The organism is Actinomyces oris, assembly GCF_001553935.1.
Taxonomy (GTDB): domain Bacteria; phylum Actinomycetota; class Actinomycetes; order Actinomycetales; family Actinomycetaceae; genus Actinomyces; species Actinomyces oris_A.
This window is the reverse complement of sequence record NZ_CP014232.1, coordinates 115,397-141,293: the sequence shown is the minus strand read 5'-3', so window position 1 is coordinate 141,293 and position 25,897 is coordinate 115,397. Positions and strand designations below refer to the sequence as shown.

Below are 25,897 nucleotides of genomic sequence, written 5' to 3'. Positions count from 1 at the left end.
GTGGGGCCGCGCCCCTGACATCCTGATTCCGGCCCGTTGCCGCCCCGTCGAGGTGTGGCAACGGGCCGGAATCATGTTCTCGCCGCGGTGCCCTCCTCATCTGCCTGATGATGCACGGGCAGGTTCTCCGGGAGGACGTCGGAAACGGTGATCTCCTCCTTGCGGCGGAGGGATGAAGAGGCGGGCGCTTTTACAGTGGAAACATGTCTGCTTCCACATTCGCGGTGAGCTCGCCCGACGGTACGGACGCGGTGACGGCACTGGCCGGGGCATCGCCCGCTCCCGCCTCCGTCCCAGCGCTTCAGATGAGGGGGCTGATCAAGGCATTCGACCGCAAAATCGCCGTGGACCGGCTGAGCCTCGACATCCCCGTGTCCAGCTTCTACGGCATTGTCGGCCCCAACGGCGCAGGCAAGACGACCAGCCTGTCGATGGCCACCGGCCTGCTGCGACCCGATGCCGGCCAGGTCCTCGTTCATGGCGTCGACGTGTGGGCGCGGCCCCAGCGGGCCAAGACCCTCCTGGGAGTCCTGCCCGACGGGCTGCGCACCTTCGACCGTCTCAACGGCCTCGAGCTCGTCACCTACTCCGGACTCCTGCGCGGGCTCGAGCGCGACGTCGTCGTGCCCCGGGCGACCGAGCTGGTCAAGGTGCTGGGGCTGTGGGAGGCCGGAACCACCCTGGTCGCCGACTACTCGGCCGGTATGCGTAAGAAGATCCACCTGGCCTGCGCCATGGTGCACTCGCCCTCCATCCTGGTTCTGGACGAGCCCTTCGAGGCCGTCGACCCGATCTCCGCCCAGACGATCCAGGCGATCCTGCGGGACTACGCCGCCGCCGGAGGCACGGTGGTCATCTCCAGCCACGTCATGGCCACCGTGCAGCGCCTGTGCGACCACGTGGCCATCATCAACGCCGGCCGGGTGGTCGCCGCAGGCACGACTGAGCAGGTCGCCGCAGGCGCAGACCTCGAGCAGCGCTTCACCGAGCTGGTGGGGGGCCAGGTGCGAACGGAGGGGCTGTCATGGTTGCGACCCTCGTCAAGCTGAAGTGGCGCCTGACCCTCAATGCCCTGACCAAGAACGTCTGGGCCATCGTCGGGACCGTGATCGGGGCCCTCTACGGTATCGGGGCGCTTGTCATGGTGCTGACCGGCGCCGTCGGACTGGGGCTCAAGGCCGACCCTGACGTCATCATGCTGGTTCTCGGGGCTCTCGGGGCGCTGCTGATGGCCGGTTGGGCCGTGGTGCCACTGCTCGTCACCGGGGTCGACTCCACCCTGGACCCCCGCGCCATGGCGGCCTGGACCGCTCCGTCCAGAGGGCTGGCGCTCGGCCTGCTGGCCGCCGGCGCCCTGGGAATCCCCGGTTGCCTCACGGCTGCCGTCTGTCTCATTCCGGTCCTCACCTGGCTGCTGGCGGGCCAGTTCGCAGCGGCGCTCCTGGCGCTGCTGTGCGCTCCGGCCGCCCTGGCCACCTGTGTCCTGCTGTCCCGGATCATCGTGACAGCCGTAGGCGTCTCCGCCTCACGCCGGGGGCGTGAGGCGACAGCGATCATCACCTTCGTCGCCTTCATGGTGTGCACACAGCTGCCGAATCTGATCCCCCGAATCCTCGGGGACGATCCCTCCGATTTTCTTCAACGGCTCAGTGGTGCCGCCAAGGTCATGGGGCTGAGCCCCTTGGGGTGGACCTTCTCGGCCCCCGGTCTCATGGCCACCGGATCCGTGATGCCGGCTCTGGCTCTGGCGATCGTCGCCTGGGTCCTCCCCGTGATCCTGTTTCCCCTGTGGCAGCGCGTGGTGGGCAAGGTGATGACCTCTCCGGGGACGTCACACACCCGGATGCGGGCATACGCAGCCAGTAGCACGGGATCCAATGCGCGGCAGCAGGGCCTACCCGACGTGCTGCCGTGGGCCCGCAGACTCGGCGCCTCCCTGCCTGCGCCCGCCGCTGCTGTGGCGGCCCGCAGCCTGCGCTACTGGCGCACCGATCCCAGGTACCTGGTTCAGTTCCTGTCCGTCCTGATTCTGCCCGTTGTGCTCGTCCTGGGGCCTGCTCTCAACTCCAGCCGATTCGCCGCCGGCGACAACGGTCAGCCGGTGGACATCAGCTTCGCCCTCGGGCACGCCCCGGCCCCGCTGCTGTTCATGGCGCCCGCCCTGGCCGTCTTCATGGGGTGGGCGATCCACGATGACCTCGGCCTGGACTCCACCGCCCTGTGGAGTCATATCAGCGCCGGTATCAGCGGAGCGCACGACCGTCTGGGGCGGGTGGTCGGTGCGGCCGTGTGGCAGGTTCCCGCACTGGTTGCTATCGACCTGCTCATGGTCGTGTGGACGGGACGATGGGATGCGCTCCCCGCCGTCACCGGTGCCTGCCTGGCCCTCTACGGCTGCGCGCTGGCCTGGTCCTGCCTGACCAGTGTCCTGCTGCCCTACGAGACGCTCGCCCCAGGGGACAGTCCCATGCGTTCGCGGACCTCGGGCACGGCTTTGCTGGCCGCGCTCATTCAGATGGCGGCAATCCTGCTTCTGCTGGCCGTGTGCTCCCCGGTCCTGGGGGCTGCGGTCTACAGCGTTGTCCAGGGGGCGTCGGGGTGGGGGTGGGCGGCACTCGTCGCCGGGATCGTGTGGTGCGGTCTGCTGCTCTGGGGTGGAGTCGTCGTCGGCGGGCGGATGCTGGACCGGCGAGGACCGCAGGTTCTTGCCACGATCCGTAGCTGGCCGGGACACTCCCAGCCGGTGTGATCACGCTGGTCACACCGCGACAGAGTGATTGATTCTGACGACTAGGGGTAGGCTTGCTTTAAAGTCGCTCACGCAGGTGGCGGCTCTCAGAGATCAGTAAGCTCCGAACAACCAGTCGTTATGTCAGAGAGGACATTATCGTGCAGCTAGTCATTCTGGATTCCGCGCAGGCGATCGCACAGCGGGCGGCCGACGAGATCGAGGCGCTGCTCAAGGACAAACCAGCAGCCGTGCTGGGAACCGCGACGGGCTCCTCGCCTCTGCCCCTGTACGACGAGCTCACTGCCCGCTGCGCCGCCGGCCGCCTCAGCTTCGCCGAGGTCACCGGATTCATGCTCGACGAGTACGTGGGCCTTCCCGCCGGGCACCCGGAGCGCTACGCAACCTTCATGGAGACCAATCTGCGCTCCCGCGTCGACATGCGCCCCGGAGCGCTCCACGGCCCGGACGCGCTGAGCGAGGACCTCGAGGCCGCCTGCCGGGACTACGAGGCGCAGATGGCCGCAGCCGGATACTGCGACCTGCAGATCCTCGGCATCGGCTCCGACGGGCACATCGGGTTCAACGAGCCCGGCGGCGCCCTCGACTCGCGCACGCACCTGGGCGAGCTCCACGAGCAGACCCGCCGGGACAACGCCCGCTTCTTCGGCGGCGACGTCGAGGCCGTGCCCACCCAGTGCATCACCCAGGGGCTGGCCACCATCATGGAGGCCCGCAAGCTGGTCCTCATCGCCACCGGCGAGGGCAAGGCCGAGGCCATCGCCCAGCTCGTCGAAGGGGAGGTCAGCGCCCAGTGGCCGGCGACCGTCATGCAGCGTCACGACGACGCCCTCGTGCTGGCCGATCCCGCCGCCGCCAGCCGGCTCACCTCGACGCACTGACGACGGCGCAGGCTCTCCTCAAGGGAGAGCCTGCCCACAGGGGCGGGGCGGGCGACTGCCGGTGCGCACTGTCCGACCTACACTGGGCGGCATGACAGACGTCCTCGCCAGTGCCGATCCCGGATCGCCCGGAGCCCCGACAGACCCGGCCACCGAACCCACCCAGGGCGTCGGTACGGCTGTCCTGGAGCGCGAGGAGCTCCAGACGACCGACGACGGCGACGCCGACCGCTTCGCCCACTACGTCCGCAAGGACAAGATCGCCGCGGCCGCTGTCACCGGGCGTCCCGTCGTCGCCCTGTGCGGCAAGGTGTGGACGCCCGGGCGCGACCCGTCGAAGTACCCGGTGTGCCCCACCTGCAAGTCCATCTACGAGGAGATGCGCAACGGGGAGGGCTCCGGCGACGGCAAGGGGCCTCGTTTCCCCCGCTTCCCGTTCGGGCGAGGCGGTCGGTGAACGCCGCCCGCGGCGGCCAGGCGACCCACCCCACCCCGACGCGAGCCTCGACGTCGGCGGCCCAGAACCTCTCCCCGGCCTACCCGCGCCGCGCCGCCTGGGGGACCGCCGGTTCGCTGCGTGCCTGGCAGGCCGCTGCGCTCGCGCAGTACCTGGAGACGATGCCCCAGGACTTCCTTGCGGTGGCCACCCCCGGGGCCGGCAAGACGACCTTCGCACTGCGAGTGGCCACCGAGCTGCTCAGCTCCGCAGACGTCCACAAGGTGACGATCGTCTGCCCCACTGAGCACCTCAAGTACCAGTGGGCCGAGGCCGCCGCCCGCGTCGGCATCCATATCGACCCCTCCTACTCCAACTCCCAGGGGGCACTCGGCTCGCGCTTCGACGGCGTCGCCCTGACCTACGCCCAGGTGGCCGCCAACGCCAACCTGCACCGCGCCCGCACCGACCAGGCCCGCACCCTGGTCATCCTCGACGAGATCCACCATGGGGGAGACGCCCTGAGCTGGGGAGACGCGATCCGGGAGGCCTTCACCCCGGCGCGGAGGCGACTGGCCCTGACCGGAACGCCCTTCCGCTCCGACACCTCCCCGATCCCCTTCGTGCGGTACAAGGAGGACGCCTCCGGGGCGAAACGCTCCCAGGCGGACTACTCCTACGGATACTCCGATGCCCTGCGCGACGGAGTCGTGCGCCCGGTGATGTTCATGTCCTACTCGGGGCAGATGCGGTGGCGCACCAAGGCCGGTGACGAGGTCGCGGCGCGCCTGGGCGAGCCCCTCACCAAGGATCTGGAGTCCCAGGCCTGGCGCACCGCGCTCGACCCGGCGGGGGAGTGGATCCCCGCGGTCCTGGCCGCCGCCGACCAGCGCCTGACCGAGGTGCGCCGCCAGGTTCCCGACGCCGGAGCCCTCGTCATCGCCTCCGACCAGGCCAAGGCCCGCGCCTACGCCAAGCAGCTGCGCGCCATCACCGGCGAGGCCCCCACCGTGGTCCTCTCCGACGACAACGGCGCCTCCAGCCGCATCGAGGCCTTCTCCGCCTCCACCGACCGCTGGCTGGTGGCCGTGCGCATGGTCTCCGAGGGAGTGGACGTGCCCCGCCTGGCCGTGGGCGTCTACGCCACCTCCACCTCCACCCCGCTCTTCTTCGCCCAGGCCGTGGGGCGCTTCGTGCGCTCGCGGGCAAGGGGGGAGACCGCCTCGGTGTTCCTCCCCTCAGTCACGCCGCTGCTGGCCCTGGCCGGGGAGATGGAGGTCGCCCGCGACCACGTCCTGAGCCGCCCCGACTCTGCGGCGCAGGAGGACACCCTGTTCAGCCCCGAGGACCGGCTCCTCGCCGAGGCCAACAAGACTGAGAACGCCTCGGCCGAGCTGCTGCCGGGCTTCGAGGCCATGGACAGCCAGGCCGAGTTCGACCGGGTGCTCTTCGACGGCGGCGAGTTCGGCACCGGCGCCATGGTGGGCAGCATCGAGGAGCAGGAGTACCTGGGGCTGCCCGGTCTGCTGGAGCCCGAGCAGGTGACCGCCCTGCTGCGCCAGCGCCAGGACAAGCAGATCGCCTCCCAGAAGAAGCAGGCCGCAGCCGAGGCGCAGAGGCGCAAGAACTCAGGCGTCGACGACGCCCGGCGTCGGGCAGCGGCCCGTAAGGAGCTCTCCCAGCTGGTGGCCGCCTGGGCCCGCCGCTCGAGCCAGCCCCACGGCGTCGTCCACAACGAGCTCAGGCGCGTGTGCGGGGGGCCAGAGGTCGCGGCCGCCTCCACCGAGGAGATCGAGAAGCGCATCCAGACCCTGCGACGCTGGTTCGTCGGCAAGCGCTGACAGTGCTGATAAGACCGACTGAGTTGTCTCGTGGCGTCTGAGAGTTTCGGATGTCATGACATCTCAAGACACCGGTGGGGTGGGCCTGCCGGACGGGAGAGCTGCTGCTTCGGCCTGTCGGATCGGGGCTGCCCCGGTCGCTCTGGTGGTTGCCGGCGTCGTCTGGATGCACTGCACGAGGGTGGGGTGCACTTTGGGTAGGTGGGGCCTTCGTGCAGTAGGCACAACCCTTGGCCAGTGGAGCCCGACCCTCGTGGAGCAGGCCGACTCCGGCCCACTTGAGCCAGTTCTGGGCGGTGCTGGCGTCCAACCATGACCACCGGGACCCTGCGCAGACGTCGAGCAGGGGACGGTGGGGGCGGACCCGTGACGGAGACTCCGGGCTATGCCGTAAGGACCCCGAACTCGCTCCTGCGCGGCCCGGTGTCCACAGTGCTGACATTAACGGGCCCGGCGTCAATGTTCCCAGCGGGGATCGTTGAAATCCTGCGGTTCTTTTTCGGCGTGCGGCGCCGAAGCGGGGTTGATGTCAGCACGATGGACACCCACGACCCGTCATGCCTCGCCCCTCAGCCACCCTCGCCTCCTGGACCACCAGCCTGCCCCGGCCTCCCGCCCGAGCGAGTGTCTCAGAAGTCATGACACTCACATGTCTCAAAAGTGAGGAGACAGCACAGTTGTTAAGGCCGACGGCACAACGCCGACAACTCTGACAAGGAGCGCCGGCCAGGGGTGGGATGCACCCCTGGCTGCCGGTCAGCGTCGGGTGGCGCCTCGCCCGTCGAGGTCGACGTGGCGGGTTGGCAGCGCCGACTCGCCGTCGCTCAGACGCCAGGCGTCGTAGGGGAGCTCGGCGCGCGACGCCCGGTGCCGCTCCGCCGCGGCGCTCAAGGCCTCCTTGCCGCGGTGCTCCTCGACGATCCGGCCCTCATCGACCAGAAGCACCTGAAGCGGCCGGGCACCGGCCTGGCTCAACGCCGACATCCCCTCGTCCTGCGAGCTGGAGGCGACCACCAGCTCCTCGGCGGCCGTGCCCTCGGAGCTAAGGATGCGGCCGGCCCACTTGCGGCCGCCCACGGTGGACTTGCCGCCCGAGGAGAACTTGGCGACCTCCTCCATGGTGCCATCGGCGCCCTCGCGCTCCACCAGCTTGTAGACGAGTGCCGCAGTCGGGCGCCCCGAGCCCGTCACGAGCTTGGTGCCCACACCGTAGGAGTCCACGGGGGCCGCCCCCAGCGCCGCGATAGCGTGCTCGTCGAGGTCGTTGGTGACGGTAATCCTCGTCGAGGTCGCCCCCAGGGCGTCGAGCTGGGCGCGCACCTTGAAGGCCTCGGCCACCAGGTCACCGGAGTCCAGGCGCACCGCCCCGAGCTCACCGCCTGCGGCGCGGGCCGCCTTGACCGCCCGCTCCACTCCGGTGGCGATGTCGTAGGTGTCCACCAGGATCGTGGTGCTCGGTCCAAGGCTGGCCACCTGCGCGGCGAAGGCCTCCTCCTCGGTGTCGTGCAGGAGGGTGAAGGAGTGGGCCGAGGTCCCCACCGTGGGAATGCCGTAGAGGAGCCCCGCCTCCAGGTTGCTCGTTCCCACGAAACCACCGACGACCGAGGCCCTAGCCGCGGCGACGGCCGCCTGCTCGTGGGCCCGGCGCGCCCCGAAGTCCACACAAGGACGCCCGTGGGCGGCGATAGTCATGCGGGAGGCGGCTGCGGCGACGGCGCAGTCGTAGTTGTAGATCGACAGGGCCAGGGTCTCCAGGATGCAGGCCTCTGCGAAGGTGCCCTCCACGGTCAGCAGCGGGGAGCCGGCGAAGTAGCACTCGCCCTCGGCGTAGCCGCGGATCGTCCCGGAGAAGCGGTAGTCGCGCAGGAAGTCCAGGGTCTCGTCGTTGACGACCCCGGTGCGGTGCAGGAAGTCGATCTGGGCGGGGGTGAAGGTGAAGGCCTCGATGGCGTCCAGCAGCCGACCGGTGCCTGCGACGACACCGAAGCGGCGTGACCCGGGCAACCTGCGGCCGAAGAGCTCGAAGACGCTGCGCCGTGAGGCGGCCCCCGATGCCAGTGCTCCTTGCAGCATCGTGAGCTCGTACATGTCGGTCAGCAGGGAGGTTGAGGCCGCCGACACGTCCATGGAGGCGGTGGCGGAATCGGTGGAGGGCGCGTAGCTGTTCACGGGAACAACCTATCGCGGCTCACCGCTACCCTGGTGGTATGAGCACCTCGTTGCCCGTTGCGGAACCGGAGATCCTGGAGGAGTCGCGCGCCCGTACCCAGCGCCTGTGGTGCACCGTGGTTCACGACGACCCGGTGAACACGATGAGCTATGTGACCTGGGTGTTCCACTCCTACTTCGGCTTCTCACTGCCTGTGGCCGAGGCCCGGATGATGCAGGTGCACACCACCGGCCGCGCCGTGGTCTCCCGAGGAGTCCGCGAGCGCATGGAGGTCGATGTCACGGCGATGCACGGATACGGCCTGCGCGCCACCATCGAGCCCATGAGTGACGACGCCGGTGCTGACGACTCTTCAGGAGGGCGCTGATGCGCGCCTTCCGCCGAGTCCCCGAGGGACTGGTCTGCGGTCTCGACGACTGGGAGCGCGAGCTCCTGGCCAGGCTGGCCCTGGAGGTGAGAGCCCTTCTCCAGGCGGATGCTCCCCCCACCCAGGGGGCCGGCCAGCCCGAGGCATCCTTATCGCCGCGCCCCGACTCGGTGCGCCCGGGGGAGAGCGAGCGGGATCGTGAGGTCCTGGAGGCCCTGGACTTCGACCTCGATGCGCCGACCAACCGCGTTCACGTCGGCAGCCCGAACGCGGATCCCGTCATCGCCGTCCTGCTCCCACAGGCCTCGGAGGATCCCATCACCTCGATGGAGGTCAGCAGCCTGACTCGTGCGCGCCTGCGGAGTGACAAGGTCGACCGCCTGGCGCTCCTGGCCGCCGAGCTGCGGGCGCCGTCGGGCCCCGAGGACACGGTGCTTGTGGCCCCGGGCCAAGAGTCCGACTGGCTGGGGGCCACCAATGACATCCGGCTCGTGCTGGCCCAGCGCCTGGGCATCGAGTCGGCTCAGGACGCCGAGCACGTTCACTCCGTCGCCTTCCAGGAGGCCCCCGAGGAGGAGACGTCTCGCGAGCAGTGGTACCGGGGGACGGCGCTCGTCTACGACATGATCACCTGGTGGCAGGAATCACTGGTATCCGCGCTGTTCGGGGGCACAGGGCCCGCATAGTCTCGCGGTGTGAATGATGCTCCGATCGGGATGTTCGACTCTGGGGTCGGTGGCCTCACCGTCGCCCGTTCTGTCCTCGACCAGCTGCCCCATGAGCAGGTGCTGTACATCGGGGACACGGCCAACAGTCCCTACGGTCCCAGGGACATCGCCGAGGTCCGGTCGCTGGCTCTGGGCATCATGGACGAGCTCGTGGACCGAGGGGTCAAGCTGCTCGTCATCGCCTGCAACACCGCCTCGGCGGCGGTCCTGCACGACGCGCGGGAGCGCTACACCCTGGGGCGGGGAGTCCCGGTCATCGAGGTCATCCACCCGGCGGCACGTACCGCGGCCCGAGTGACCCGCAACGGCAAGGTGGGGCTGATCGCCACCCGCGGGACGGTCGACTCGCGCGCCTACGACGACGCCCTCCAGGCCGTTCCCGGCGTCGAGCTCGTCTCACAGGCGTGCCCGCGCTTCGTCGAGCTGGCCGAGCGGGGGGTGACCACCGGCCCCGAGGTGCTCGACGTCGCCGAGGAGTACCTGGCCCCCATCAAGGCCGCCGGTGTGGACACCCTCATCCTCGGCTGCACCCACTACCCGCTGCTGGTGGGGCCGATCTCCTACGTCATGGGGCGGGACGTGACCCTGGTGACCTCCTCGGACGAGACCGCCAAGGACGTCTACCGGGCGCTGGCCGGCAAGAACCTTCTGCGTGGTCCCGATGCCCCTGAACCGCGCCATGACTTCGCCTCCACTGGTGATCCCGAGGCCTTCTCCGTCCTGGCCCGGCGTTTCCTGGGGCCCGAGGTCACCGCCGTTGAGCACGTCGCCTTCTCCTCTGAGACAGCTGGCGCCCCTGCCGGGTTGCCTCACCCTCCCTCACCTCCCACCTCCCATCAAGGAACTGCATGAGACTCACGATCATCGGATGCTCCGGCTCCATGTCGGGCCCCCAGTCCTCGGCCTCCTCCTACCTGGTGCAGGCCGACGGAGTCGACGCCAACGGCGCGGTGCGCACCTACTCGATCGTGCTGGATCTCGGGCCCGGGTCGATGGGGCAGCTGCTGCGCCACCTCGATCCCGCCGAGCTCGACGCCATTGCGATCTCCCACTGCCACGCCGATCACATGGTGGACCTGGTGGGCATGCACGTCTACCGACGCTGGCTGCCCACCGGGGCGCTCGGGCCGGTGGCCTGCCTGGGGCCCTCGGAGCTGCTGGAGCGCCTCCAGGGGGTCGACGGCGTCCCACCCAGTGAGCGCTACGCCACGGAATTCGGCTTCGTCACCGCCGTACCCGGCCGATCCTACAGCGTGGGCCCCTTGGTGATCTCGCCCTTCGAGGCGCTCCACCCAGTGGAGGCCTACGGCTACCGGATCGAGGGCCCCAGCGAGGAGGATCCCTCCCGGCAGGTCAGCCTGGCCTTCACCGGGGACACGGACATCTGCCAGACGATGAGTGACATGGCTCAGGGCGTGGACCTCCTCCTGGCCGAGGCGGCCTTCGTCGAGGGACGCGACACCGTGGGCGGCATGCACATGACGGGGCGTCGCGCCGGCGAGCTCGCCGCCCAGGCCGGTGCGGGGCACCTGGTCCTCACCCACATCCAGCCCTGGACGGATCCGGCCGTGCCCCTCAAGGAGGCCGCAGCCGTCTACTCCGGCCCGTTGGAGGCAGCGACGGCGGACGCCGTCTGGGAGCTGTGAGCGCTGACGGGCACGATCGCCCCGCCCCGTGCAGAACGGTCTCCTTCACCCCGGCTGTTCCCGACGGGGTGGACTGCCCCTGGACCCGGGGAAGACGGACGCGTTGGTGGCTGGTGGTTCCCGCCGACCTGGCGGCGGTGGTCCTCGTGGCCCTTTTCGGTGCCGCCTCCACCCGCAGCCTGGGGGAGGTTCCCGCCTCCCTGTGGCAGGCGGGCGCGGCCCTCCTCGTCGCCTGGGGCGTGACCTGGCTCGTGCGGCGCTCCCGCCCCGATCACCTGGAGATGGCGCTGCCCGAGGGACTCATCATCGTGGGGATCAGCTGGGTGGTCTGGACCGTGCTGCGCCATGTGGCATCCGCCTTCGACGACGTGTCCGCCATGGCCTCCTGGGCGGTGATGACCGGCGCCTTCCTCCTGGTGTTCCTGGGCGGATGGAGATGGCTCTACGGCTACGTGCGCGCCCACGACTCCCTGACCCCCAAGCCCGTGGCGCGTCGCCTCGCAGAGCAGGAGAGGGAGGGCGCCTAGCCCCGCGGTGGTTGGCCCGGACTCGTTCCGGTATCAGGTCGCTGTCTTTACGCGATGACAACCCGGTCATTCGTACTTCTGCGCCATGCACCACCGCGCCAGCCGACGTCGACCGCATCGGTGTCACTGACGCTGAGCGTTGAAGGAATCCCACCACGGTTCCGCTGGTCCGGATCGCCCAGGTCGATGCCCGGGCCACCGCGGAGGCCGCCGTGTCCGGGCCGAGCCCACGGTGAGCGCCCAGGAGGCGAGCTCGGTCGCGCAGTCGGCAACGGCGCTGCTGGAGGCCGAGCTCCAGGTGACGGTCGACGGCACAGCACACGCCGCCTCCAAGGCTCAGAAGGCCTCATGGATCGACTTCCCCGTCAAGGAGGGCCGGCAACATCGAGCCGGCCACGACGGCGCTCGTCCAGGGACTCGGCCAGGGCCGGAGCGTCAGCCAGCAGATCAGCTGGAACGAGGTGCCCCACTCCACCGAGAACCGGGTGGTGCCCAACGGGCCGGAGCGCTTCGCCTACCAGGCCAAGGCGGGGGAGAAGTGGGTCGATGTCAACCTCACCGACTCAACGCCGACCGCCTACGAGGGACAGAAGGTCGTCTACGGGCCGATTCTCATCAACCACGGCGGTGTCGGGCACGAGACCGTCACCGGCAACTACAAGATCTACCTGCGCTACCAGGCGCAGGACATGGGCTGCACCCCCGAGTGGCCCTACTGCGAACGAGGGGTCCCGTGGGTGAGCTACTGGCTCGACAGCTACGCCCTCCACGGCGCCCCCTGGGTCAAGGAGTTCGGTATCGGCACGGATGAGTCCTCGCACGGCTGCATCAATATCCCGGTGCCGGACGCTCAGGCGATCTGGCAGTGGTCCGAGATCGGTACCACCGTGGTGACACACTACTGACGGCACTTCACTGGCGGCGCCCTCGCGGGCTCAGCCGGCCAGGACGTCGGCCAGGACCGGTGCCAGGGCGCGGAAGGCCTGTCCCCGGTGGGAGATGGCGTGCTTCTCCTCAGGCGTCATCTGGGCGGTGGTGCGGCCTCGGCCGCCCGGTGCATCCTCCTGGACGGGCACGAAGATCGGGTCGTAGCCGAAGCCCCCCTCACCCTGAGGAGCGTGGACCAGTCGCCCCTCCATGGAGCGCTCGATAGTGGTGACCTGCTCCGCCTGCCCGCCGGAGGCCGGCTGGACCAGGACCGCCGCGCAGGTGAAGCGGGCGCCGCGGTGCGGGTCGGCGACGTCGCCCAGCTGGTCCAGGAGCAGTTGAAGGTTCGCGGTGTCGTCCCCGTGCCGGCCGCTCCAGCGCGCCGAGAAGATCCCCGGCGCCCCACCCAGGACGTCGACGCACAGGCCCGAGTCATCGGCGACCGCGGGCAGGCCCGTGGCCCGGGCCAGGGCACGGGCCTTGAGCAGGGCGTTGTCGGCGAAGGACAGACCGTCCTCCACCGGCTCAGGCGCCTGGAGGGAGGCGGCCGAGATGACGGATTCGGGCACCAGTCCGGGCACGAGCGGCGTCAGGATCTGTCGCAGCTCGGCCAGCTTGCCGGCGTTGTGGGTGGCCAGGACGAGGCGGGCTCCGGCGGGTACCTGGACCCGGTTCGTGAGCGGGGCGGCGCCGTCGGCGTTGGACGAGGCACTCACGGCTCAGGCCTGCGTGGACTGGGGCGAGGAGTCCGCCGAGGACACGGTGAAGGGCTCACCGCTGGGGCCGGCCAGGGCCTGGCGCTGGAGCGCCGCCAGACGGCTGTTGCCGGTGGCGGCCAGGTCGAGCAGCTCTCCGAGCTCGGAGCGGTCGAAGGGGGCATGCTCGGCGGTGCCCTGAACCTCGATGAAGCGCCCGTCCCCGGTCTGGACGACATTCATGTCGGTCTGGGCGCGCACGTCCTCCTCGTAGGGCAGGTCGAGGCAGGGAACGCCGTCGATGATCCCCACCGAGATGGCCGACAGGGAGTCGGAGAGCACGGGCCTGCCGGGGCGGGCCTTGATGAGGCCGCGCTGCGTGCCCCAGGCGACGGCGTCGGCCAGGGCCACGTAGGCGCCGGTGATCGCCGCGGTGCGGGTGCCGCCGTCGGCCTGCAGCACGTCGCAGTCCAGGGCGATCGTGTTCTCACCCAGTGCGGCGACGTCGATGATGCCGCGCAGGCTGCGGCCGATGAGGCGGGAGATTTCGTGGGTGCGGCCGCCGACCTTGCCCCGCACGGACTCCCGGCCGGAGCGCTCCGAGCCGGCCCGGGGGAGCATGGCGTACTCGGCGGTCACCCAGCCCTCGCCACTGCCCTTGCGCCAGCGCGGGACGCCCTCAGTGAAGGAGGCGGCGCACAGGACCCGGGTGCGCCCGAAGGTCACCAGGACCGATCCCTCGGCGTGGTCGAGCCAGTGGCGGGTCATGGTCACGGGGCGCAGCTCGTCGACGGCGCGGCCGTCCTTGCGGGTGAAGGGGACAGTTGTCATGGGCTCAGGCTACCCGGCGGCCATTCGGTCTCGGGGCGGCTCAGCGCCGCAGAATGCTTCATCTCTGTAGTCCGCGCCGGTGGTCAGGCGGTAGCGTTCGTTGAGATAGCTGCTTGCGGCCGTGAGCCGACGGAGACACAGAGGAGAACACCTATGACCTATGTCAACATCACCGCACTGACCTTCCCCGAGGGCGCCCAGGCCGAGATCGAGAAGCGCTTCGCCGCCCGAAAGCGAGGCGTTGACACCTCGCAGGGCTTCCAGGGCTTCGAGCTGCTGCGCCCGGTGGCCGGAGAGGACCGCTACTTCGTGGTGACCCGCTGGGACAGGCGCGAGGACTACGAGCGCTGGAGCGCGGCGCGGCCCGCCGGCGGGCACGAGGACGACAAGCGTCGGGGCATGAGCGTGGAGGTCCTCGGCTTCGAGGTCGTCCAGCACGAGGAGTGACTCAGGGAGCCGGGGAGGGGGCCGTGACGAAGACCGACGCCGGCACCCCGCACCGGGAGTAGACGAGCTGGCAGGCGTGGCAGGGGCCGAAGGCCTTGGTCGGGGTCTGGATTTTCACCCTGGTGACGGTTTCGGGGAGGCGCTCGACGCCGAACTCGGCGGCGCTCTGCTCGAGCATCTTGTAGGCGGCATCGACCTGGTAGGACCACCGCGCGAAGGAGCCGCCACCGCCGATGGCGTGGTCGAGCCAGGCCTCGTACCAGGAGATGAAGTTCGGGGCCACGCGGGTGAAGCCGTCGTCGCAGGCCCGTGAGTCCAGCCAGACGCTGCCGTCGTAGGGGCTCATGCGCCACTCGGCGCCGCAACCGGCGTCGGCCAGGTGGATGCCTCCGTCGTCGGCCGGGTAGATGTCCAGCCCGTAGCCGGGGCCGGCGCCCGATCCGGCGATGGTGCTGAGGAACCAGCGCAGGTCCTCCGGCAGCGAGAGTCCCGCAGGAAGGTTCGGCGGCCCCAGCCTCATGCCGTGGTGGCGGCTGCCGAGCCAGCCGGCTTCGCTGCCGGGATCGTGGGAGGTCGCGGCGATGAGGTTGAGGGTGTGCTGGAGCCCGTCCCTGGTCAGGGGCGGGGCGGGCTCCAGGGGCGTGAGCACCGACCACTCCCGCAGCATGCGGTGGCCACCGGGCTCGGGCGGGATCGCGTCCAGGACGCTGCGTCCCGCGGGCCAGTCGGCGCCGGCGAACTTGAGCTCGGTGATCGAGTGGGGGCCGATGGCCGCGTAGCACCCCAGTGCCACCGCCTCATCGGAGCGAGTGGCGGGAATCAAGGGACTGGCGAGCACCCGATCGGTCAGGGCGCGGGGGCCACCGAGCCGTCGGCGGTAGGCCTCCACCTCCTCGATCGGCATGTTCATGCTGCGGTCAAGATGTCCGGTGGCCACCCGGTAGCGTCGGCCTCCCACCGTGGCTTCGAACAGCTCGACGTCGGGATTGTCAGAATCAATGAGGTCCGGGCGGTCGATTCCGGTCAGCAGGACGGGGCCGAAGGCGCAGGCCCAGTTGCAGCCGGCAGTGACCACCGACGCCAGCTGGCTGGAGCCGTAGCCGCTGGCCGTCACCAGGACCCGTCTGCTCCCGAAGGCGCCTCCGCTGATCTGAAGGAAGAGGAACGCGCCGTATGGCTCGTGGTCCTGAATCTCGTCAATGAAGCACTCGATGGTGGGCAGCCCTTCGCCCAGCCGGACCGTCTGGATATCGTCGATGGTCTCGGTCGTGGCACCTCGGAAGTGTCTGGCGATCGTCTGCGCCAGCACGACGTCGAGTGTGGGGGAGTCCTGACTGAAGGAGTTCTCTGTCATCGATGCCTCGGAACAGGTCGGCGGAAGCGGTAGGCGTCGGAGCATGCAAAGAAAACGATCCCGCTCGTCAGAGCACGCAGGATCTTAACGGCCTCGGGCCCCAAAATCTGTACGCGAGAAGGGACTCGAACCCTCACGCCCGAAGGCACCAGGACCTAAACCTGGGGCGTCTACCAATTCCGCCACTCGCGCTGTGCGGCGCCCACTCTACCGACCCAGGTCCCGGATAGCAGAATGCGGCGACCGCTGCTGTGCTCGTATTAGTCCACACCCAGTGCGGCGCGCAGCCGCTTGACGTGACCGGTGGCTCGCACGTTGTACTGGGCAAGTGTCACAGTGCCGTCGGGTCCCACCACCACGGTCGAGCGGATGACGCCGGTGTAGACCTTGCCGTAGTTCTTCTTCTCGCCCCACACGCCCCAGGCCTCCATGACGGCGTGGTCGGCATCCGACAGCAGGGGGAAGGTCAGGTCGTGGCGGTCGGAGAACTTGGCCTGTGCGCTCTCCAGGTCGGGGGAGATGCCGACGACGGCATAGCCGGCCGCCTGGAGCGCCTCCAAGGAGTCCCTGAAGTCGCACGCCTCCTTGGTGCATCCCGGAGTGCAGGCCTTGGGGTAGAAGTAGACAATGACGCCCTTGTCCGTGCTGGCGCAAAGGTCGCCAAGGGTCACGGTGCGGCCGTTCTGGTCGGGCAGGGCGAACTCCGGGGCTCGATCACCGGCGGCTAGCTGGGTCATGGGTCCTCCTCGGGCTCCTGGGCAGATGCGCTCATCCTCGCATCGCCTCTGGTGCCTGCGGCAGTGAATTCGAGGACTTACTTTCGTGATCTGGCAAACGTTCAGAACGTCAGTCGCCCGGGACCCCTGACCCGGCTCCGGGTGGAGCCGGCCGGTCAGGCGGCCTGTGCGAGTGTTTGCCGCGAGGCCTGCTGCGCCGCCTCCAGGCGCTCCAGCGCCCGCTCGAGGCGCGAGGGGGAGGTGGTTGCCCCCAGAGAGGCGAGCTCCGCGCGGGCGGCGAAGAGCTCCCTGATGGCGGCCTCGTCGGCCAGAGCGTCAGTGGCTGCCGGCCCGGTGGCCGGAGTCGTCATGGTGGTCATGGTGTGGATGTTGCGTGTCATACGTATCTCCTCATCTTCCTTCAACGTCGTCGGCCCGAAGGGGCCTGGGGTCGCAGCACGTGCCGAAGCAAGGACGTACCTGCCGAGCCGGCGTGCGCGGGTCAAGACTTCTGGCGCAGCGGCCGGTTGCACCGCTGCAGACAGTGGTCACGAGGGCGTAGGAACCGATGAAACGGTGGCGTCCTGAGAATTTCTCAGTGCGGAGGCGGTTGTCTTCGACCGCCGTCATGCGCCTCTGCTGTGCCTTCGGGATCATCCCGGGCGAAGCGCGTGCCCTTCGTGGTACACCGCCAGGGACTTGAACCCTGAACCCGCTGATTAAGAGTCAGCTGCTCTGCCAATTGAGCTAGCGGTGCTCGGTCAGTTTGTGACCAGCTCTTCCGGCCTCGAGGGCTGGAAGACTCGTACACCGCCAGGGACTTGAACCCTGAACCCGCTGATTAAGAGTCAGCTGCTCTGCCAATTGAGCTAGCGGTGCTTTCACCACAGCGATGTCATTCGACGTGGCTCGCTGGGCGACGGAGGAATACTTTACGGATGGAGGAGGGCTTCGTCCAGTCAGGATCCGTGAAACCAGGCGATTGTGCGGCAAGTCTCAAGGGTGCGGTGGGGTTGGGGGTCGCGTCGCCGCTGCGTGCTGCCCGGTGTCCCCGTTCAGTGCGATGAATGGCCCTCGCGGCCTTGCCTGCGACGGCGCACGTCGGCGGCACGGGCGCGGTCGCGTTTCGACATCGCTCCGGTCGAGGATGACCCCCTCGACGGTGCTGCGCCTGACGCCCCTGTGCCTGTCCTCCTGCTCTCGCGATGGCCGCTCCGCCCGGCGGAAGTGCGCTTGGCGTCGTCGTCCTGCTCGATGCGGCCGGTGCGAGACCACTGGTGGTACTGCTTCAGCGTGGCCGCCTGCTCCTCGGTGAGACGGTGCCACAAGGGTAGGTCGAGCTTCTTGCGGTCGCGCACCCGGGTGCCGAGGGTCCAGCCCGCCAACATGACCAGTGCGACCACCATGCCGCCCCACATGCTGCTGCGGCCAGCGCGGGCGCCAGTGAGTATCGAGACGGTTCCTCCGAGCAGGCCCGCGGCAAGAATGGTCACGACGACGATGGCGGCCATGGATGCCCAGTAGCGCTGCGCGGCGGTGAGGCGCGGCTTGCGGGATTGAGAAGTCACCTCGGCATTGTGACACCCTCGCACGCGCGGGCTGAGCAGCGTGCGGGTGTCGAAAGGTTGCGGAACGGAGACCTGCTGGTCGCCCCAACCGGTAGGTAGTCATGTTCGCTGGTGCGGGCGCGGTTCAGTGTCACATGTCGGTGGCTCTCGCCGCGGTGCTGCGCGCGGTAGCGTGGGCCGCATGAGCGACCCGATCGTGACGCTGGCGACCTGCGCCGACTTCCCTGACCTTGATGACGATGACCGTGGCCTGCCGGATGCCCTGCGTGCGCGGGGCATCGAGCCGCGGGTTGCCGTATGGGACGACCCCGACGTCGACTGGAGCCAGTCCGGCACAGTCGTGCTGCGCAGCGTGCGCGACTACGCCACCAAGGGCAACTACTCCCGGTTCCTCCAGTGGGCCCGGTCAGTGCCCAGGCTCGCCAACCACCCCGACGTCGTCACCTGGAACTCGGACAAGCACTACCTCACCCGGCTCAGCGAGTGGGGGGTCCCCATGATCCCGACGATGTGGCTGGAGCCCGAGGCCGGATACTCCAAGCACCAGGTTCACACCCGCTTCCCGGCCCATGGTGACTTCGTCGTCAAGCCGGCCGTCTCCTCGGGTGGGCGCGGCACCGGGCGCTACACCGCCACTGACGCCGCCTCCCGGTCCGCCGCGATCAATGACGCCATGCACCACCTGCGCCGCGGGCGCACCGTCATGGTCCAGCGCTACCTCGAGGAGGTCGACCGTAAGGGCGAGGTCTCTCTGGTCTACTTCAACGGCGTGCTGTCCCACGCGGTGGAGAAGGCCCCGATGCTCCACCCCTCCTTCAAGTCCACCGACGAGATCCACGAGGAGATCGTCACGGCGCGCGAGCCCAGTGAGCAGGAGTGGCTCTGGGGCGAGCGCGTGCGCAAGGCCATCCACACGCTGATCAAGGAGGTCTCCGGCCGCGACATCCAGCTCCTGTTCAACCGTGTCGACGTCGTCGGGGACGGTCAGGGCGGTTTCTACCTCATGGAGGTCTCGCTGATCGATGCGGGCCTCTACCTCGGGGCGGCACCGGAGGCGCTGGACAACTTCGCCGACGCCATCGCTCAGCGCATCTTCTGGTGACCGTACGGGCACGGGGCTCTCGAGGTGCCCGGGTGTGGTAGATAGGTGCCATGCGCACGCTGCTCAACATCATCTGGGTCGTCTTCGGCGGGTTCTGGCTCTTCCTCAGCTACCTCTTCTTCGGACTGATCGCCTGCCTGCTCATCGTCACGATCCCCGCGGGCGTCGCCTCCTTCCGTATCGCCGCCTACGTCCTGTGGCCCTTCGGGCGTGAGGTGGTTCCGGCCCCCGGGGCCGGCGCCATGAGCGGGATCAGCAACATCATCTGGTTCCTCGTCGCCGGGCTCTGGCTGGCCATCGGCCACCTCACCACCGCCGCCGCGCAGGCCATCACCATCATCGGGATCCCGCTGGCCGTGGCCAACATCAAGCTCATCCCCGTCACCTGCTTCCCCTTCGGCAAGCAGATCATCGAGACCCGCTAAGGCCCCTCGGGCGCCGGACTGCCAGCGGGTCTCACAGGCTGACGCGGCGGTTGACTCCCCAGTAGCCCACGTAGCAGACCACGAGGAAGACGGCGGTGATCGCCAGGCCGGCGCGCTGCTCGGGGTCGAAGACGATGAGCAGGCACGAGGCCATAGACAGCCCCAGCGCCGCGATCGAGACCCACGGATGCCCGGGAGCCCGGTAGGCCAGGTCCTCAAGGCTGCGGCCCTCAGCGAGCCAGCGCCGTCGGAAGGACAGGTGGCATGCGGCAATAACCACCCAGACCAGGACGACGGCGAGACCGGAGACTGACACAAGGACCAGGTAGACCGTGGAGGCCGCATAGGTCGAGGTCAGCAGCGAGGCCAGCCCGCCGACCATGGACAGGCCCATCGCCAGGGCAGGCACCCCGAAGCGATTAGTGCGCGCCAAGACTTTGGGCAGAGTGCCCTCATTGGCCAGCGACCACAGCATGCGGGTCGAGGCGTAGAGCCCCGAGTTCGCCGCCGACAGGATCGCGGCCAGAATGACGATGTTCATGAGGGTCCCGGCGTAGGGCACGCCGATTCTGGACAGGACCGTCACGAAGGGACTCTCCTCGACTCCGGCCTTCTCCCACGGGATCAGGGCGGCGATGACGATGATTGAGCCGATGAAGAAGATGGCCAGGCGGGCCAGGGTCGCCCGGATCGCGCGCGGAACAGTGGTGCCCGGATCCTCGACCTCTCCGGCGGTGATGCCAATGAGCTCGGTGCCGGAGAAGGCGAAGTTGACGGCCAGGATCGTGGTGAACACTGCGCCGAAGCCGTTGGGGAAGAGACCGTCCCGGTACAGGTTCGTCAGCCCCAGGAACGAGCGGTGCCCCTCGTAGGGCAGCAGCCCGACGATTGCGGCCGTGCCCAGGGCGATGAAGACGATGATGGCCGCCACCTTGATCCCGGACAGCACAGTCTCCGCCTCGGCGAAGACCCGGACCGAGACCATGTTGAGCATAAGGACCAGGACGATGAAGGCGGCCGCCCACACCCATACCGGAACGCCCGGGAACCACCCGTACATGATGATCGCCGCGCCGGTGAACTCACTTCCCAGGGCGACCGTCCACGTGAGCCAGTACAGGACGGCGGTGACGAAACCCGTGGCCGGCCCCAGGTACTGACGGGCGTAGACGTGGAAAGCGCCGGTGAAGGGCATCGCAACGCTCAGCTCTCCCAGGCACAGCATGACCAGGTAGACGATGACGGCACCGATGGAGTAGGCCAGCACGGTCCCCAAGGGGCCGGCCTGGTGGATCGTGTTGCCGGTCGAGAGAAACAGTCCCGTGCCGATGACCCCGCCGAAGCTAATCATCATGAGGTGACGTCGGTTCATGCGGCGTTCCAGCGCAGTGACACGCCCCTGGTTGTCGGGGCCTCCCGGATCCTCGGGGCTATCGTGCCGGGGCTGAGGCGGAGGAGCGGGTGAGGTATCCGATGCGGGGGCGGGCTCGCGGTGATGTGTAACCGGGTCCATGCCTGAGACGCTACCGGTGCGGTCTCGAGCCATTCGATACCGTGTCGCAATGCGAACGCTCTCGGTATCCGCCACGTCCTTCGGGCGAGAGCCGGTCCGGTTGTCTGATCTGCTGGACCGAGGTCCGGTCCTCCTCGATGGGGCGATGGGGACCGAGCTCGACGCCTGCGGGGTCAACACCCGCAACGCGCTGTGGTCGGCGCATGCGCTCACCACGGCGCCCGACGTCGTGCGGGAGGTGCACTCCGACTATCTGGATGCGGGGGCTCGCGTCATCACCACCAACACGTACCAGGCCACGCTTCCGGCGCTGGTCCGCTCCGGGGAGGATGCCGCCGGAGCAAGGCGGGTCATCGCAGCCGGCGCCCGCCTGGCCAAGGAGGCGGCCCACCAGTTCGGCAAGGAGCACCCCGAGGAGCCGGTGCTCGTCGCCGGAGGGCTCGGACCGTATGGGGCCTATCTGGCTGATGGCAGCGAGTACACCGGTGCCTACGGCATCGACATCCTTGAGGACCCCGGTTTCCAGGAGGTTCACCTGCCGCGCATCGAGGTGCTGGCGGGGGAGGGGCTCGACCTGTTCGCCCTGGAGACGCTTCCGCGTCTGGATGAGGCTCGGGCGCTCGCCTCCATGGTCACGGCCCTCGCCCCTCAGGCCCAGTGCTGGGTCTCCTTCCAGGTGCGCCCCGACGGCGCCACTCTTGCTGACGGCACGCCGCTGGCCGAGGCGGCGGCCTGGGCCGCGCAGGAGGAGATAGTCGTCGCGGTCGGCATCAACTGCGTGGCCCCGGGCGTCGTCGCCCGCGCGCTGCCGGTACTGCGTGCGGCGACCGACAAACCGCTGGTGGCCTACCCCAATGCGGGCGATCTCTACGACCCGGCAACCAAGACCTGGCAGTCCACAGGTGACGGGGCTGGAATCCCGGAGCTGGCGCCCTCATGGATCGCCGAAGGGGTTCGGCTCGTCGGCGGCTGCTGCCGCACCCGGCCGGCCCAGATCCGCGAGCTCGCCCGCGCGGTCTGCCCCTAGCCGCGCAGCCCTCCGACGTCGCCGGCCCGGTGAATCAGCCCGGTAATCGACCAGCCCACCATTACTCTAGTGCTAGAGTAATGGCATGTCCTCCGACGCCGACATCGTTGTCCTCTCGCTCCTTGCCGAGCAGCCGCGCCATGGCTACGACCTCGATCGGGTCATCGAGCAGCGCGGCTACCGTCAGTGGACCTCCTTGGCCTTCTCCTCCGTCTACTACCTCCTCAAGCGCCTGTCGGAGCGGGGACTCCTCGAGCCTGACGAGGGTTCTCAGGGGCGGCGCACCGTCTTCCGCCTCACCGAGGCCGGGCGCCGCGAGTTGAGGCAGGCCGCCGGTGAACGTGTCCTCGCCCCGGCTCCGCCTTCCGCCGGTGTGCTCCCGGCGCTCAACGCCTATAGCCGGCTCGACGATCCTGCGCTCGCGGCTCTCCTCGCGCGTCGCGCCGAAGCGCTCCTCGGCAGGCTCGATGAGTTGCGCGCCCTGCGCGCCCAGGTCGACGAGGAGCACGCCCTGGCCATCTTCGACTACGAGATCCTGCGCCAGGAAGCGGATCTCGCCTGGACCCGATCCCTTCTGAAGAAAGCAGACAGTGATGAGGACTGACATCAAGAAGGACCGCAAGGACCTGTACCTGCCGGGAAAGGCCGACTTCACGGAGGTGGACGTGCCGGCCATGACCTACCTGGCCATCGACGGCCACGGCGACCCCAACACCTCACCGGCCTACGCCACCGCGATCCAGGCGCTCTACGCGGGCGCCTACGCGATCCGTGCCGTGCTGAAGAAACGAACTGGTGACGACTTCGTCGTCGGCCCCCTGGAGGGACTGTGGACGAGCGCCGACAATGCGGCCTTCGTCGCCGGTGACAAGGGGGAGTGGGACTGGACCATGATGATCCCCCTGCCCGAGGTGGTCTCCTCGCAGGACATCGCCGAGGGGCTGGCGCAGGCGGCGCGCAAGAAGCCGGAGCTGCCCGTCTCCGCTCTCAAGGAGCTCTCCCTGAGCGAGGGCAGGTCGCTGCAGATCCTCCACGTGGGCACCTACGACGACGAGGCCCCCACTCTGGCGCGTCTGCACGACGAGGTCATGCCGGGCCTCGGCCTCACCTGGAACGGACCCCACCACGAGATCTACCTCAGCGACCCCAGGCGCGTGGCACCCGAGAGGATGAAAACCGTCCTGCGCCAGCCGGTCAGGTCCGTCGTGGAAGCCAACGAGGCGGGTTAACCCTGCTGCGGGCCAACGGACAGAAGGTGGACGACCGCGCGCCCCTCCCGGTCGCACTCGGCCAGATCCACCAGGGCCGTCAGCCGCCAGTCGTGATCGCCGTCGGGGTCCTCCAGGACCTGCGTGGCCAGCCACACCTGCTTGCCGGAGGCCTCCAGGGCCTCGCGCAGGCGCTCACTGACCCCGGCGGCCGCCAGGGCCGTCTCATCGGGGGCCTCGTCGAGCGGCGCCAGCGAGATCGCCCGAGCCGAGGTGTCGGTGCCGATCCAGTCGTACTCGTCCCAGTAGCGCCCCAGCACCTCATCCCAGCGGTCCTCGCCCCAGCCGGAGGAGGCGTCCAGACGGCCCAGGGCCTCGACGTCGTCGCGCGCCATGAGCTCCACACGCCGGAACATCTCCCGGCGCACCGCCACTCGGAAGGCGTGACGGTTGCGAGTGAAGGCCACCGTCCCGTCCTCGTCCGCGCCGAAGGCCCGCTCCACCCCGGATGAGTCGTCCGCGCCGGGACGGTCGCCCTCCAGCAGGCCGGCGGCCTCGCCGGCCTTGCCCGCCTGCGCCTGACCGAGCGCCTCCCACTCATCGAGCAAGGAGGAGTCGACGGCGCGCACGAGTGCCCCCAGCCAGTCGATGAGCTCGACCACTTCAGGAGTGCGGTGCTCCTCGGGCACGACCTGGCGCAGCGCCCGGTAGGCGTCGGTCAGGTAGCGCAGCACCACGCCCTCGCTGCGGCCCAGCTCGTAGCGGGAGATGAGGTCGGAGAAGGTCATCGCGTTCTCCACCATCTCGCGCACCACCGACTTGGGCGCCAGCTCGTGCTCGGCGATCCACGGGTTGGCCTGCTTGTACATCTCCAGAGCAGGAGTGAGTAGCTCGGCCAGCGGCTGGGGCCAGGTGACCTCCTCCAGGGCGGCCATGCGCTCCTCGTAGTCCATCCCCTCGGCCTTCATCGCGGCGATCGCCTCGCCGCGGGCGGCACGCTGCTGGGCGTAGAGCAGCGGACGCGGATCGTCCAGGGTGGCCTCGACGACGCTGACGACGTCGACCGTGTGCTCCGGGGCCTCCACGTTCAGCAGGTCCATGGCCGCTAGGGCGAAGGGCGCCAGGGGCTGGTTGAGGGCGAAGGCGGCCGGCAGGTCCACCGCCAGGCGGAGCCGGGGGCGCCCATCGGCGGCGGCTTGGGCGCTGGAGACATGCGTGAGGACCCCCGCCGTGCGCAGGGACAGGTAGATCTCCAGGGCGCGTCGCACGTGGCGGCGCCGCTGGGCCTCGGGCTCGTGGGCGCGCTCCAGCAGTTCCGCCATCGCCGCCACCGGGTCCCCGGCGCGCTCCATGAGGTTGAGCACCATGGTGGTGGTGACCTGGAACTGGCTGGTCAGTGTCTCCGGGGCCGCGTCGCGCAGCCGCTCGAAGGTCTTGTCCGTCCAGTTGACGCGCCCCTCAGGGGCCTTCTTGCGCACGATCTTGCGGCGCTTGCGCTCGTCGTCGCCGGCCTTGGCCAGCGCCTTGGCGTTCTCGATGACGTGCTCGGGGGCCTGGACGGAGACGTAGCCGCGAGTGTCGAAGCCGGCGCGCCCCGCCCGCCCGGCGATCTGGTGGAACTCGCGAGCGGTGAGGTGGCGCTCCTTGGAGCCGTCGAACTTCACCAGGGAGGTCATGACCACTGAGCGGATCGGCACGTTGATCCCCACCCCGAGCGTGTCCGTGCCGCAGATGACGGACAGCAGGCCCTCGCGGGCCAGGCGCTCCACCAGCCGCCGGTAGCGCGGCAGCATGCCCGCATGGTGCACGCCGATCCCGGCGCGCAGCAGCCGCGAGAGCGTGGCCCCGAAACCGCCTCCGAAGCGGAAGTCGCCGAGCGCCTTCACGATCTCGGTCTTACGGGACTTGGACGCCAGGTCCACGCTCAGCAGGGAGGTCGCCCGCTCCACCGCCTCCTTCTGGGAGAAGTGGACGACATAGACCGGTGCCTTGTCCTGCCCCACCAGGCGCTGAAGCAGCTCACCGATCGGCTCGACGACGTACTCCATCTCCAACGGCACCGGCCGCACGGCGTCGTCGACGACGGCGACCTCGCGGCCCGTGCGCTCGCGCAGGTCCCGCACGAAGAAGGAGACATCGCCCAGCGTGGCCGACAGCAGCACCATCTGCGCCTGGGGCAGCTCCAGGAGGGGCACCTGCCAGGCCCAGCCGCGCTGTGGGTCGGCGTAATAGTGGAACTCGTCCATGATGACGCAGTCCACATCCATGTCCTCGCCCTCGCGCAGGGACTGGTTGGCCAGGATCTCCGCGGTGCAGCAGATGATCGGGGCGGCGGCGTTGATGGAGGTGTCCCCGGTGACCATGCCCACGTTGTCCGCCCCGAACAGGCGCACCAGCTCGAAGAACTTCTCACTGACAAGGGCCTTGAGCGGTGCCGTGTAATAGGAGCGGCCCCCACGGGCCAGGGAGGCGGTGTGCGCGGCCAGCGCGATCATCGACTTGCCCGAACCCGTCGGGGTGGCGGCGATGACATGGCGGTCCTCCAGGATCTCCGACAGCGCCTCATCCTGGTGCGGGTAGAGGGGGCGGCCGGTCGTCTCCGCCCAGTTCGAGAAGGCCAGGTAGACCTCCTCGGGCTCGGGGATGCGCTCGGGATCGTCAGCCGGAATGAGGGCGTCGAGCATCGCGTTGAGGGCCGGAGCAGTCTGGGAGGTCACGGCGTCATCGTCTCACGTGGGT

General features: G+C 69.3%; 26 protein-coding genes and 3 tRNA genes. 17 read left to right on the top strand and 12 right to left on the bottom strand.

Translation table 11 applies throughout. The annotated features are described in order from the left end of the window. Positions 1 to 203 precede the first annotated feature (203 nt). The 5 genes from AXE84_RS00630 to AXE84_RS00610 all read left to right on the top strand — a co-directional run bounded on the left by AXE84_RS00630 (position 204) and on the right by AXE84_RS00610 (position 5,907). Positions 204 to 1,049, top strand: a complete 846-nt coding sequence (locus AXE84_RS00630; protein ID WP_060956494.1) for an ABC transporter ATP-binding protein — start codon at positions 204 to 206, stop codon at positions 1,047 to 1,049. Next, complete coding sequence (locus tag AXE84_RS00625; RefSeq protein ID WP_060956493.1) at positions 1,025 to 2,749, top strand: hypothetical protein; 1,725 nt, start codon at positions 1,025 to 1,027, stop codon at positions 2,747 to 2,749. Before AXE84_RS00630 ends, AXE84_RS00625 begins: the two co-directional genes overlap by 25 nt. Positions 2,750 to 2,889: 140 nt before the next feature. Then, entirely contained in the window at positions 2,890 to 3,630 is a 741-nt protein-coding gene (gene nagB / locus AXE84_RS00620) for a glucosamine-6-phosphate deaminase (protein ID WP_060956492.1), read from the top strand. Positions 3,631 to 3,721: 91 nt separating this feature from the next. Beyond that, positions 3,722 to 4,087 (top strand): DUF3039 domain-containing protein, encoded by a 366-nt coding sequence (locus AXE84_RS00615; RefSeq protein ID WP_060956491.1) that lies wholly within the window; start codon positions 3,722 to 3,724, stop codon positions 4,085 to 4,087. Continuing rightward, on the top strand, positions 4,084 to 5,907 hold the full coding sequence (locus AXE84_RS00610) for a DEAD/DEAH box helicase (protein WP_060956490.1): 1,824 nt from the start codon (positions 4,084 to 4,086) through the stop codon (positions 5,905 to 5,907). The genes AXE84_RS00615 and AXE84_RS00610 overlap by 4 nt, the downstream gene beginning before the upstream one ends. Before the next feature lie 756 nt (positions 5,908 to 6,663). Here the strand turns inward: AXE84_RS00610 and AXE84_RS00605 are convergent. Next, positions 6,664 to 8,034, bottom strand: coding sequence for a nicotinate phosphoribosyltransferase (locus tag AXE84_RS00605; protein WP_060958091.1), 1,371 nt, complete (start codon positions 8,032 to 8,034; stop codon positions 6,664 to 6,666). Positions 8,035 to 8,114: 80 nt separating this feature from the next. On the opposite strand from AXE84_RS00605, the gene clpS reads away from it, so the two are divergent. From clpS to AXE84_RS00575, 6 genes are all read left to right on the top strand, one after another. Continuing rightward, a complete protein-coding gene (gene clpS / locus AXE84_RS00600) occupies positions 8,115 to 8,444 on the top strand; it encodes an ATP-dependent Clp protease adapter ClpS (protein WP_060956489.1) in 330 nt (109 codons plus the stop codon). Beyond that, positions 8,444 to 9,130 carry a DUF2017 family protein gene (locus AXE84_RS00595; protein WP_060956488.1) on the top strand — a complete coding sequence of 229 codons (687 nt, stop codon included), beginning with the start codon at positions 8,444 to 8,446 and terminating at the stop codon, positions 9,128 to 9,130. The genes clpS and AXE84_RS00595 overlap by 1 nt, the downstream gene beginning before the upstream one ends. A gap of 30 nt (positions 9,131 to 9,160) precedes the next feature. After that, positions 9,161 to 10,024 (top strand): glutamate racemase, encoded by an 864-nt coding sequence (murI, locus tag AXE84_RS00590; protein WP_060956487.1) that lies wholly within the window; start codon positions 9,161 to 9,163, stop codon positions 10,022 to 10,024. Then, positions 10,021 to 10,818 (top strand): MBL fold metallo-hydrolase, encoded by a 798-nt coding sequence (locus AXE84_RS00585; protein WP_060956486.1) that lies wholly within the window; start codon positions 10,021 to 10,023, stop codon positions 10,816 to 10,818. The genes murI and AXE84_RS00585 overlap by 4 nt, the downstream gene beginning before the upstream one ends. Then, complete coding sequence (locus AXE84_RS00580) at positions 10,815 to 11,345, top strand: DUF3054 domain-containing protein (RefSeq protein ID WP_236750078.1); 531 nt, start codon at positions 10,815 to 10,817, stop codon at positions 11,343 to 11,345. The genes AXE84_RS00585 and AXE84_RS00580 overlap by 4 nt, the downstream gene beginning before the upstream one ends. 461 nt (positions 11,346 to 11,806) lie before the next feature. Beyond that, positions 11,807 to 12,250 carry a L,D-transpeptidase gene (locus AXE84_RS00575; protein WP_236750077.1) on the top strand — a complete coding sequence of 148 codons (444 nt, stop codon included), beginning with the start codon at positions 11,807 to 11,809 and terminating at the stop codon, positions 12,248 to 12,250. 30 nt (positions 12,251 to 12,280) lie between these two features. Here the strand turns inward: AXE84_RS00575 and rdgB are convergent, their stop codons facing one another. Together rdgB and rph are read right to left on the bottom strand one after the other, a co-directional pair. After that, positions 12,281 to 12,988: an RdgB/HAM1 family non-canonical purine NTP pyrophosphatase gene (gene rdgB / locus AXE84_RS00570; RefSeq protein WP_060956484.1), complete on the bottom strand. Its 708-nt coding sequence runs from the start codon at positions 12,986 to 12,988 to the stop codon at positions 12,281 to 12,283. 3 nt (positions 12,989 to 12,991) lie between these two features. Continuing rightward, positions 12,992 to 13,798, bottom strand: a complete 807-nt coding sequence (gene rph, locus AXE84_RS00565; protein ID WP_060956483.1) for a ribonuclease PH — start codon at positions 13,796 to 13,798, stop codon at positions 12,992 to 12,994. A gap of 153 nt (positions 13,799 to 13,951) precedes the next feature. Here rph and AXE84_RS00560 point away from each other — a divergent pair, with 153 nt between their 5' ends. Next, entirely contained in the window at positions 13,952 to 14,245 is a 294-nt protein-coding gene (locus AXE84_RS00560) for an antibiotic biosynthesis monooxygenase family protein (protein ID WP_060956482.1), read from the top strand. Between the two features lies 1 nt (position 14,246). Here the strand turns inward: AXE84_RS00560 and AXE84_RS00555 are convergent, their stop codons facing one another. The 7 genes from AXE84_RS00555 to AXE84_RS00525 all read right to left on the bottom strand — a co-directional run bounded on the left by AXE84_RS00555 (position 14,247) and on the right by AXE84_RS00525 (position 17,883). Then, complete coding sequence (locus AXE84_RS00555) at positions 14,247 to 15,599, bottom strand: SMI1/KNR4 family protein (protein WP_060956481.1); 1,353 nt, start codon at positions 15,597 to 15,599, stop codon at positions 14,247 to 14,249. A gap of 110 nt (positions 15,600 to 15,709) precedes the next feature. Further along, positions 15,710 to 15,791 (bottom strand) — tRNA-Leu (locus AXE84_RS00550). 68 nt (positions 15,792 to 15,859) lie between these two features. Beyond that, positions 15,860 to 16,336 (bottom strand): thioredoxin-dependent thiol peroxidase, encoded by a 477-nt coding sequence (gene bcp, locus AXE84_RS00545; RefSeq protein ID WP_060956480.1) that lies wholly within the window; start codon positions 16,334 to 16,336, stop codon positions 15,860 to 15,862. Positions 16,337 to 16,491: 155 nt separating this feature from the next. Next, positions 16,492 to 16,716 (bottom strand): hypothetical protein, encoded by a 225-nt coding sequence (locus AXE84_RS00540; protein ID WP_176713473.1) that lies wholly within the window; start codon positions 16,714 to 16,716, stop codon positions 16,492 to 16,494. A 280-nt stretch (positions 16,717 to 16,996) separates the two neighbouring features. Next, positions 16,997 to 17,072, bottom strand: a tRNA-Lys gene (locus AXE84_RS00535). Between the two features lie 49 nt (positions 17,073 to 17,121). After that, positions 17,122 to 17,194, bottom strand: a tRNA-Lys gene (locus AXE84_RS00530). 176 nt (positions 17,195 to 17,370) lie between these two features. Continuing rightward, positions 17,371 to 17,883 (bottom strand): hypothetical protein, encoded by a 513-nt coding sequence (locus tag AXE84_RS00525; RefSeq protein WP_060956479.1) that lies wholly within the window; start codon positions 17,881 to 17,883, stop codon positions 17,371 to 17,373. A 181-nt stretch (positions 17,884 to 18,064) separates the two neighbouring features. Between AXE84_RS00525 and AXE84_RS00520 the strand changes: the two genes are divergently transcribed. After that, positions 18,065 to 18,985, top strand: coding sequence for an ATP-grasp domain-containing protein (locus tag AXE84_RS00520; protein WP_010614871.1), 921 nt, complete (start codon positions 18,065 to 18,067; stop codon positions 18,983 to 18,985). Between the two features lie 50 nt (positions 18,986 to 19,035). Beyond that, complete coding sequence (locus AXE84_RS00515; protein WP_009406292.1) at positions 19,036 to 19,410, top strand: YccF domain-containing protein; 375 nt, start codon at positions 19,036 to 19,038, stop codon at positions 19,408 to 19,410. Positions 19,411 to 19,441: 31 nt separating this feature from the next. Here AXE84_RS00515 and AXE84_RS00510 read toward each other — a convergent pair whose 3' ends face one another. Beyond that, positions 19,442 to 20,782 carry an amino acid permease gene (locus AXE84_RS00510; protein ID WP_060956478.1) on the bottom strand — a complete coding sequence of 447 codons (1,341 nt, stop codon included), beginning with the start codon at positions 20,780 to 20,782 and terminating at the stop codon, positions 19,442 to 19,444. A 190-nt stretch (positions 20,783 to 20,972) separates the two neighbouring features. Here AXE84_RS00510 and mmuM point away from each other — a divergent pair, with 190 nt between their 5' ends. The 3 genes from mmuM to AXE84_RS00495 all read left to right on the top strand — a co-directional run bounded on the left by mmuM (position 20,973) and on the right by AXE84_RS00495 (position 23,179). Continuing rightward, entirely contained in the window at positions 20,973 to 21,950 is a 978-nt protein-coding gene (gene mmuM, locus AXE84_RS00505) for a homocysteine S-methyltransferase (protein ID WP_060956477.1), read from the top strand. An 85-nt stretch (positions 21,951 to 22,035) separates the two neighbouring features. Beyond that, on the top strand, positions 22,036 to 22,554 hold the full coding sequence (locus AXE84_RS00500; RefSeq protein ID WP_060956476.1) for a PadR family transcriptional regulator: 519 nt from the start codon (positions 22,036 to 22,038) through the stop codon (positions 22,552 to 22,554). Beyond that, positions 22,544 to 23,179, top strand: coding sequence for a GyrI-like domain-containing protein (locus AXE84_RS00495; RefSeq protein ID WP_060956475.1), 636 nt, complete (start codon positions 22,544 to 22,546; stop codon positions 23,177 to 23,179). Before AXE84_RS00500 ends, AXE84_RS00495 begins: the two co-directional genes overlap by 11 nt. Here AXE84_RS00495 and AXE84_RS00490 read toward each other — a convergent pair. Continuing rightward, entirely contained in the window at positions 23,176 to 25,842 is a 2,667-nt protein-coding gene (locus AXE84_RS00490; protein ID WP_060958089.1) for a DEAD/DEAH box helicase, read from the bottom strand. The two genes, AXE84_RS00495 and AXE84_RS00490, sit on opposite strands and share 4 nt — an antisense overlap. Positions 25,843 to 25,897: the final 55 nt, after the last annotated feature.

Excerpts from the sequence above, each read along its gene's own strand:
- AXE84_RS00490 (WP_060958089.1), bottom strand. The coding sequence starts at position 25,842 with ATGCTCGACGCCCTCATTCCGGCTGACGATCCCGAGCGCATCCCCGAG.
- AXE84_RS00520 (WP_010614871.1), top strand. The coding sequence starts at position 18,065 with ATGAGCGACCCGATCGTGACGCTGGCGACCTGCGCCGACTTCCCTGAC.
- AXE84_RS00595 (WP_060956488.1), top strand. The coding sequence starts at position 8,444 with ATGCGCGCCTTCCGCCGAGTCCCCGAGGGACTGGTCTGCGGTCTCGAC.
- AXE84_RS00540 (WP_176713473.1), bottom strand. The coding sequence starts at position 16,716 with ATGACACGCAACATCCACACCATGACCACCATGACGACTCCGGCCACC.
- AXE84_RS00500 (WP_060956476.1), top strand. The coding sequence starts at position 22,036 with ATGTCCTCCGACGCCGACATCGTTGTCCTCTCGCTCCTTGCCGAGCAG.
- AXE84_RS00515 (WP_009406292.1), top strand. The coding sequence starts at position 19,036 with ATGCGCACGCTGCTCAACATCATCTGGGTCGTCTTCGGCGGGTTCTGG.
- AXE84_RS00615 (WP_060956491.1), top strand. The coding sequence starts at position 3,722 with ATGACAGACGTCCTCGCCAGTGCCGATCCCGGATCGCCCGGAGCCCCG.
- AXE84_RS00495 (WP_060956475.1), top strand. The coding sequence starts at position 22,544 with ATGAGGACTGACATCAAGAAGGACCGCAAGGACCTGTACCTGCCGGGA.
- AXE84_RS00630 (WP_060956494.1), top strand. The coding sequence starts at position 204 with ATGTCTGCTTCCACATTCGCGGTGAGCTCGCCCGACGGTACGGACGCG.
- AXE84_RS00625 (WP_060956493.1), top strand. The coding sequence starts at position 1,025 with ATGGTTGCGACCCTCGTCAAGCTGAAGTGGCGCCTGACCCTCAATGCC.
- bcp (WP_060956480.1), bottom strand. The coding sequence starts at position 16,336 with ATGACCCAGCTAGCCGCCGGTGATCGAGCCCCGGAGTTCGCCCTGCCC.
- rph (WP_060956483.1), bottom strand. The coding sequence starts at position 13,798 with ATGACAACTGTCCCCTTCACCCGCAAGGACGGCCGCGCCGTCGACGAG.
- murI (WP_060956487.1), top strand. The coding sequence starts at position 9,161 with ATGTTCGACTCTGGGGTCGGTGGCCTCACCGTCGCCCGTTCTGTCCTC.
- AXE84_RS00560 (WP_060956482.1), top strand. The coding sequence starts at position 13,952 with ATGACCTATGTCAACATCACCGCACTGACCTTCCCCGAGGGCGCCCAG.
- AXE84_RS00555 (WP_060956481.1), bottom strand. The coding sequence starts at position 15,599 with ATGACAGAGAACTCCTTCAGTCAGGACTCCCCCACACTCGACGTCGTG.
- mmuM (WP_060956477.1), top strand. The coding sequence starts at position 20,973 with ATGCGAACGCTCTCGGTATCCGCCACGTCCTTCGGGCGAGAGCCGGTC.
- AXE84_RS00605 (WP_060958091.1), bottom strand. The coding sequence starts at position 8,034 with ATGGACGTGTCGGCGGCCTCAACCTCCCTGCTGACCGACATGTACGAG.
- clpS (WP_060956489.1), top strand. The coding sequence starts at position 8,115 with ATGAGCACCTCGTTGCCCGTTGCGGAACCGGAGATCCTGGAGGAGTCG.
- AXE84_RS00585 (WP_060956486.1), top strand. The coding sequence starts at position 10,021 with ATGAGACTCACGATCATCGGATGCTCCGGCTCCATGTCGGGCCCCCAG.
- AXE84_RS00510 (WP_060956478.1), bottom strand. The coding sequence starts at position 20,782 with ATGAACCGACGTCACCTCATGATGATTAGCTTCGGCGGGGTCATCGGC.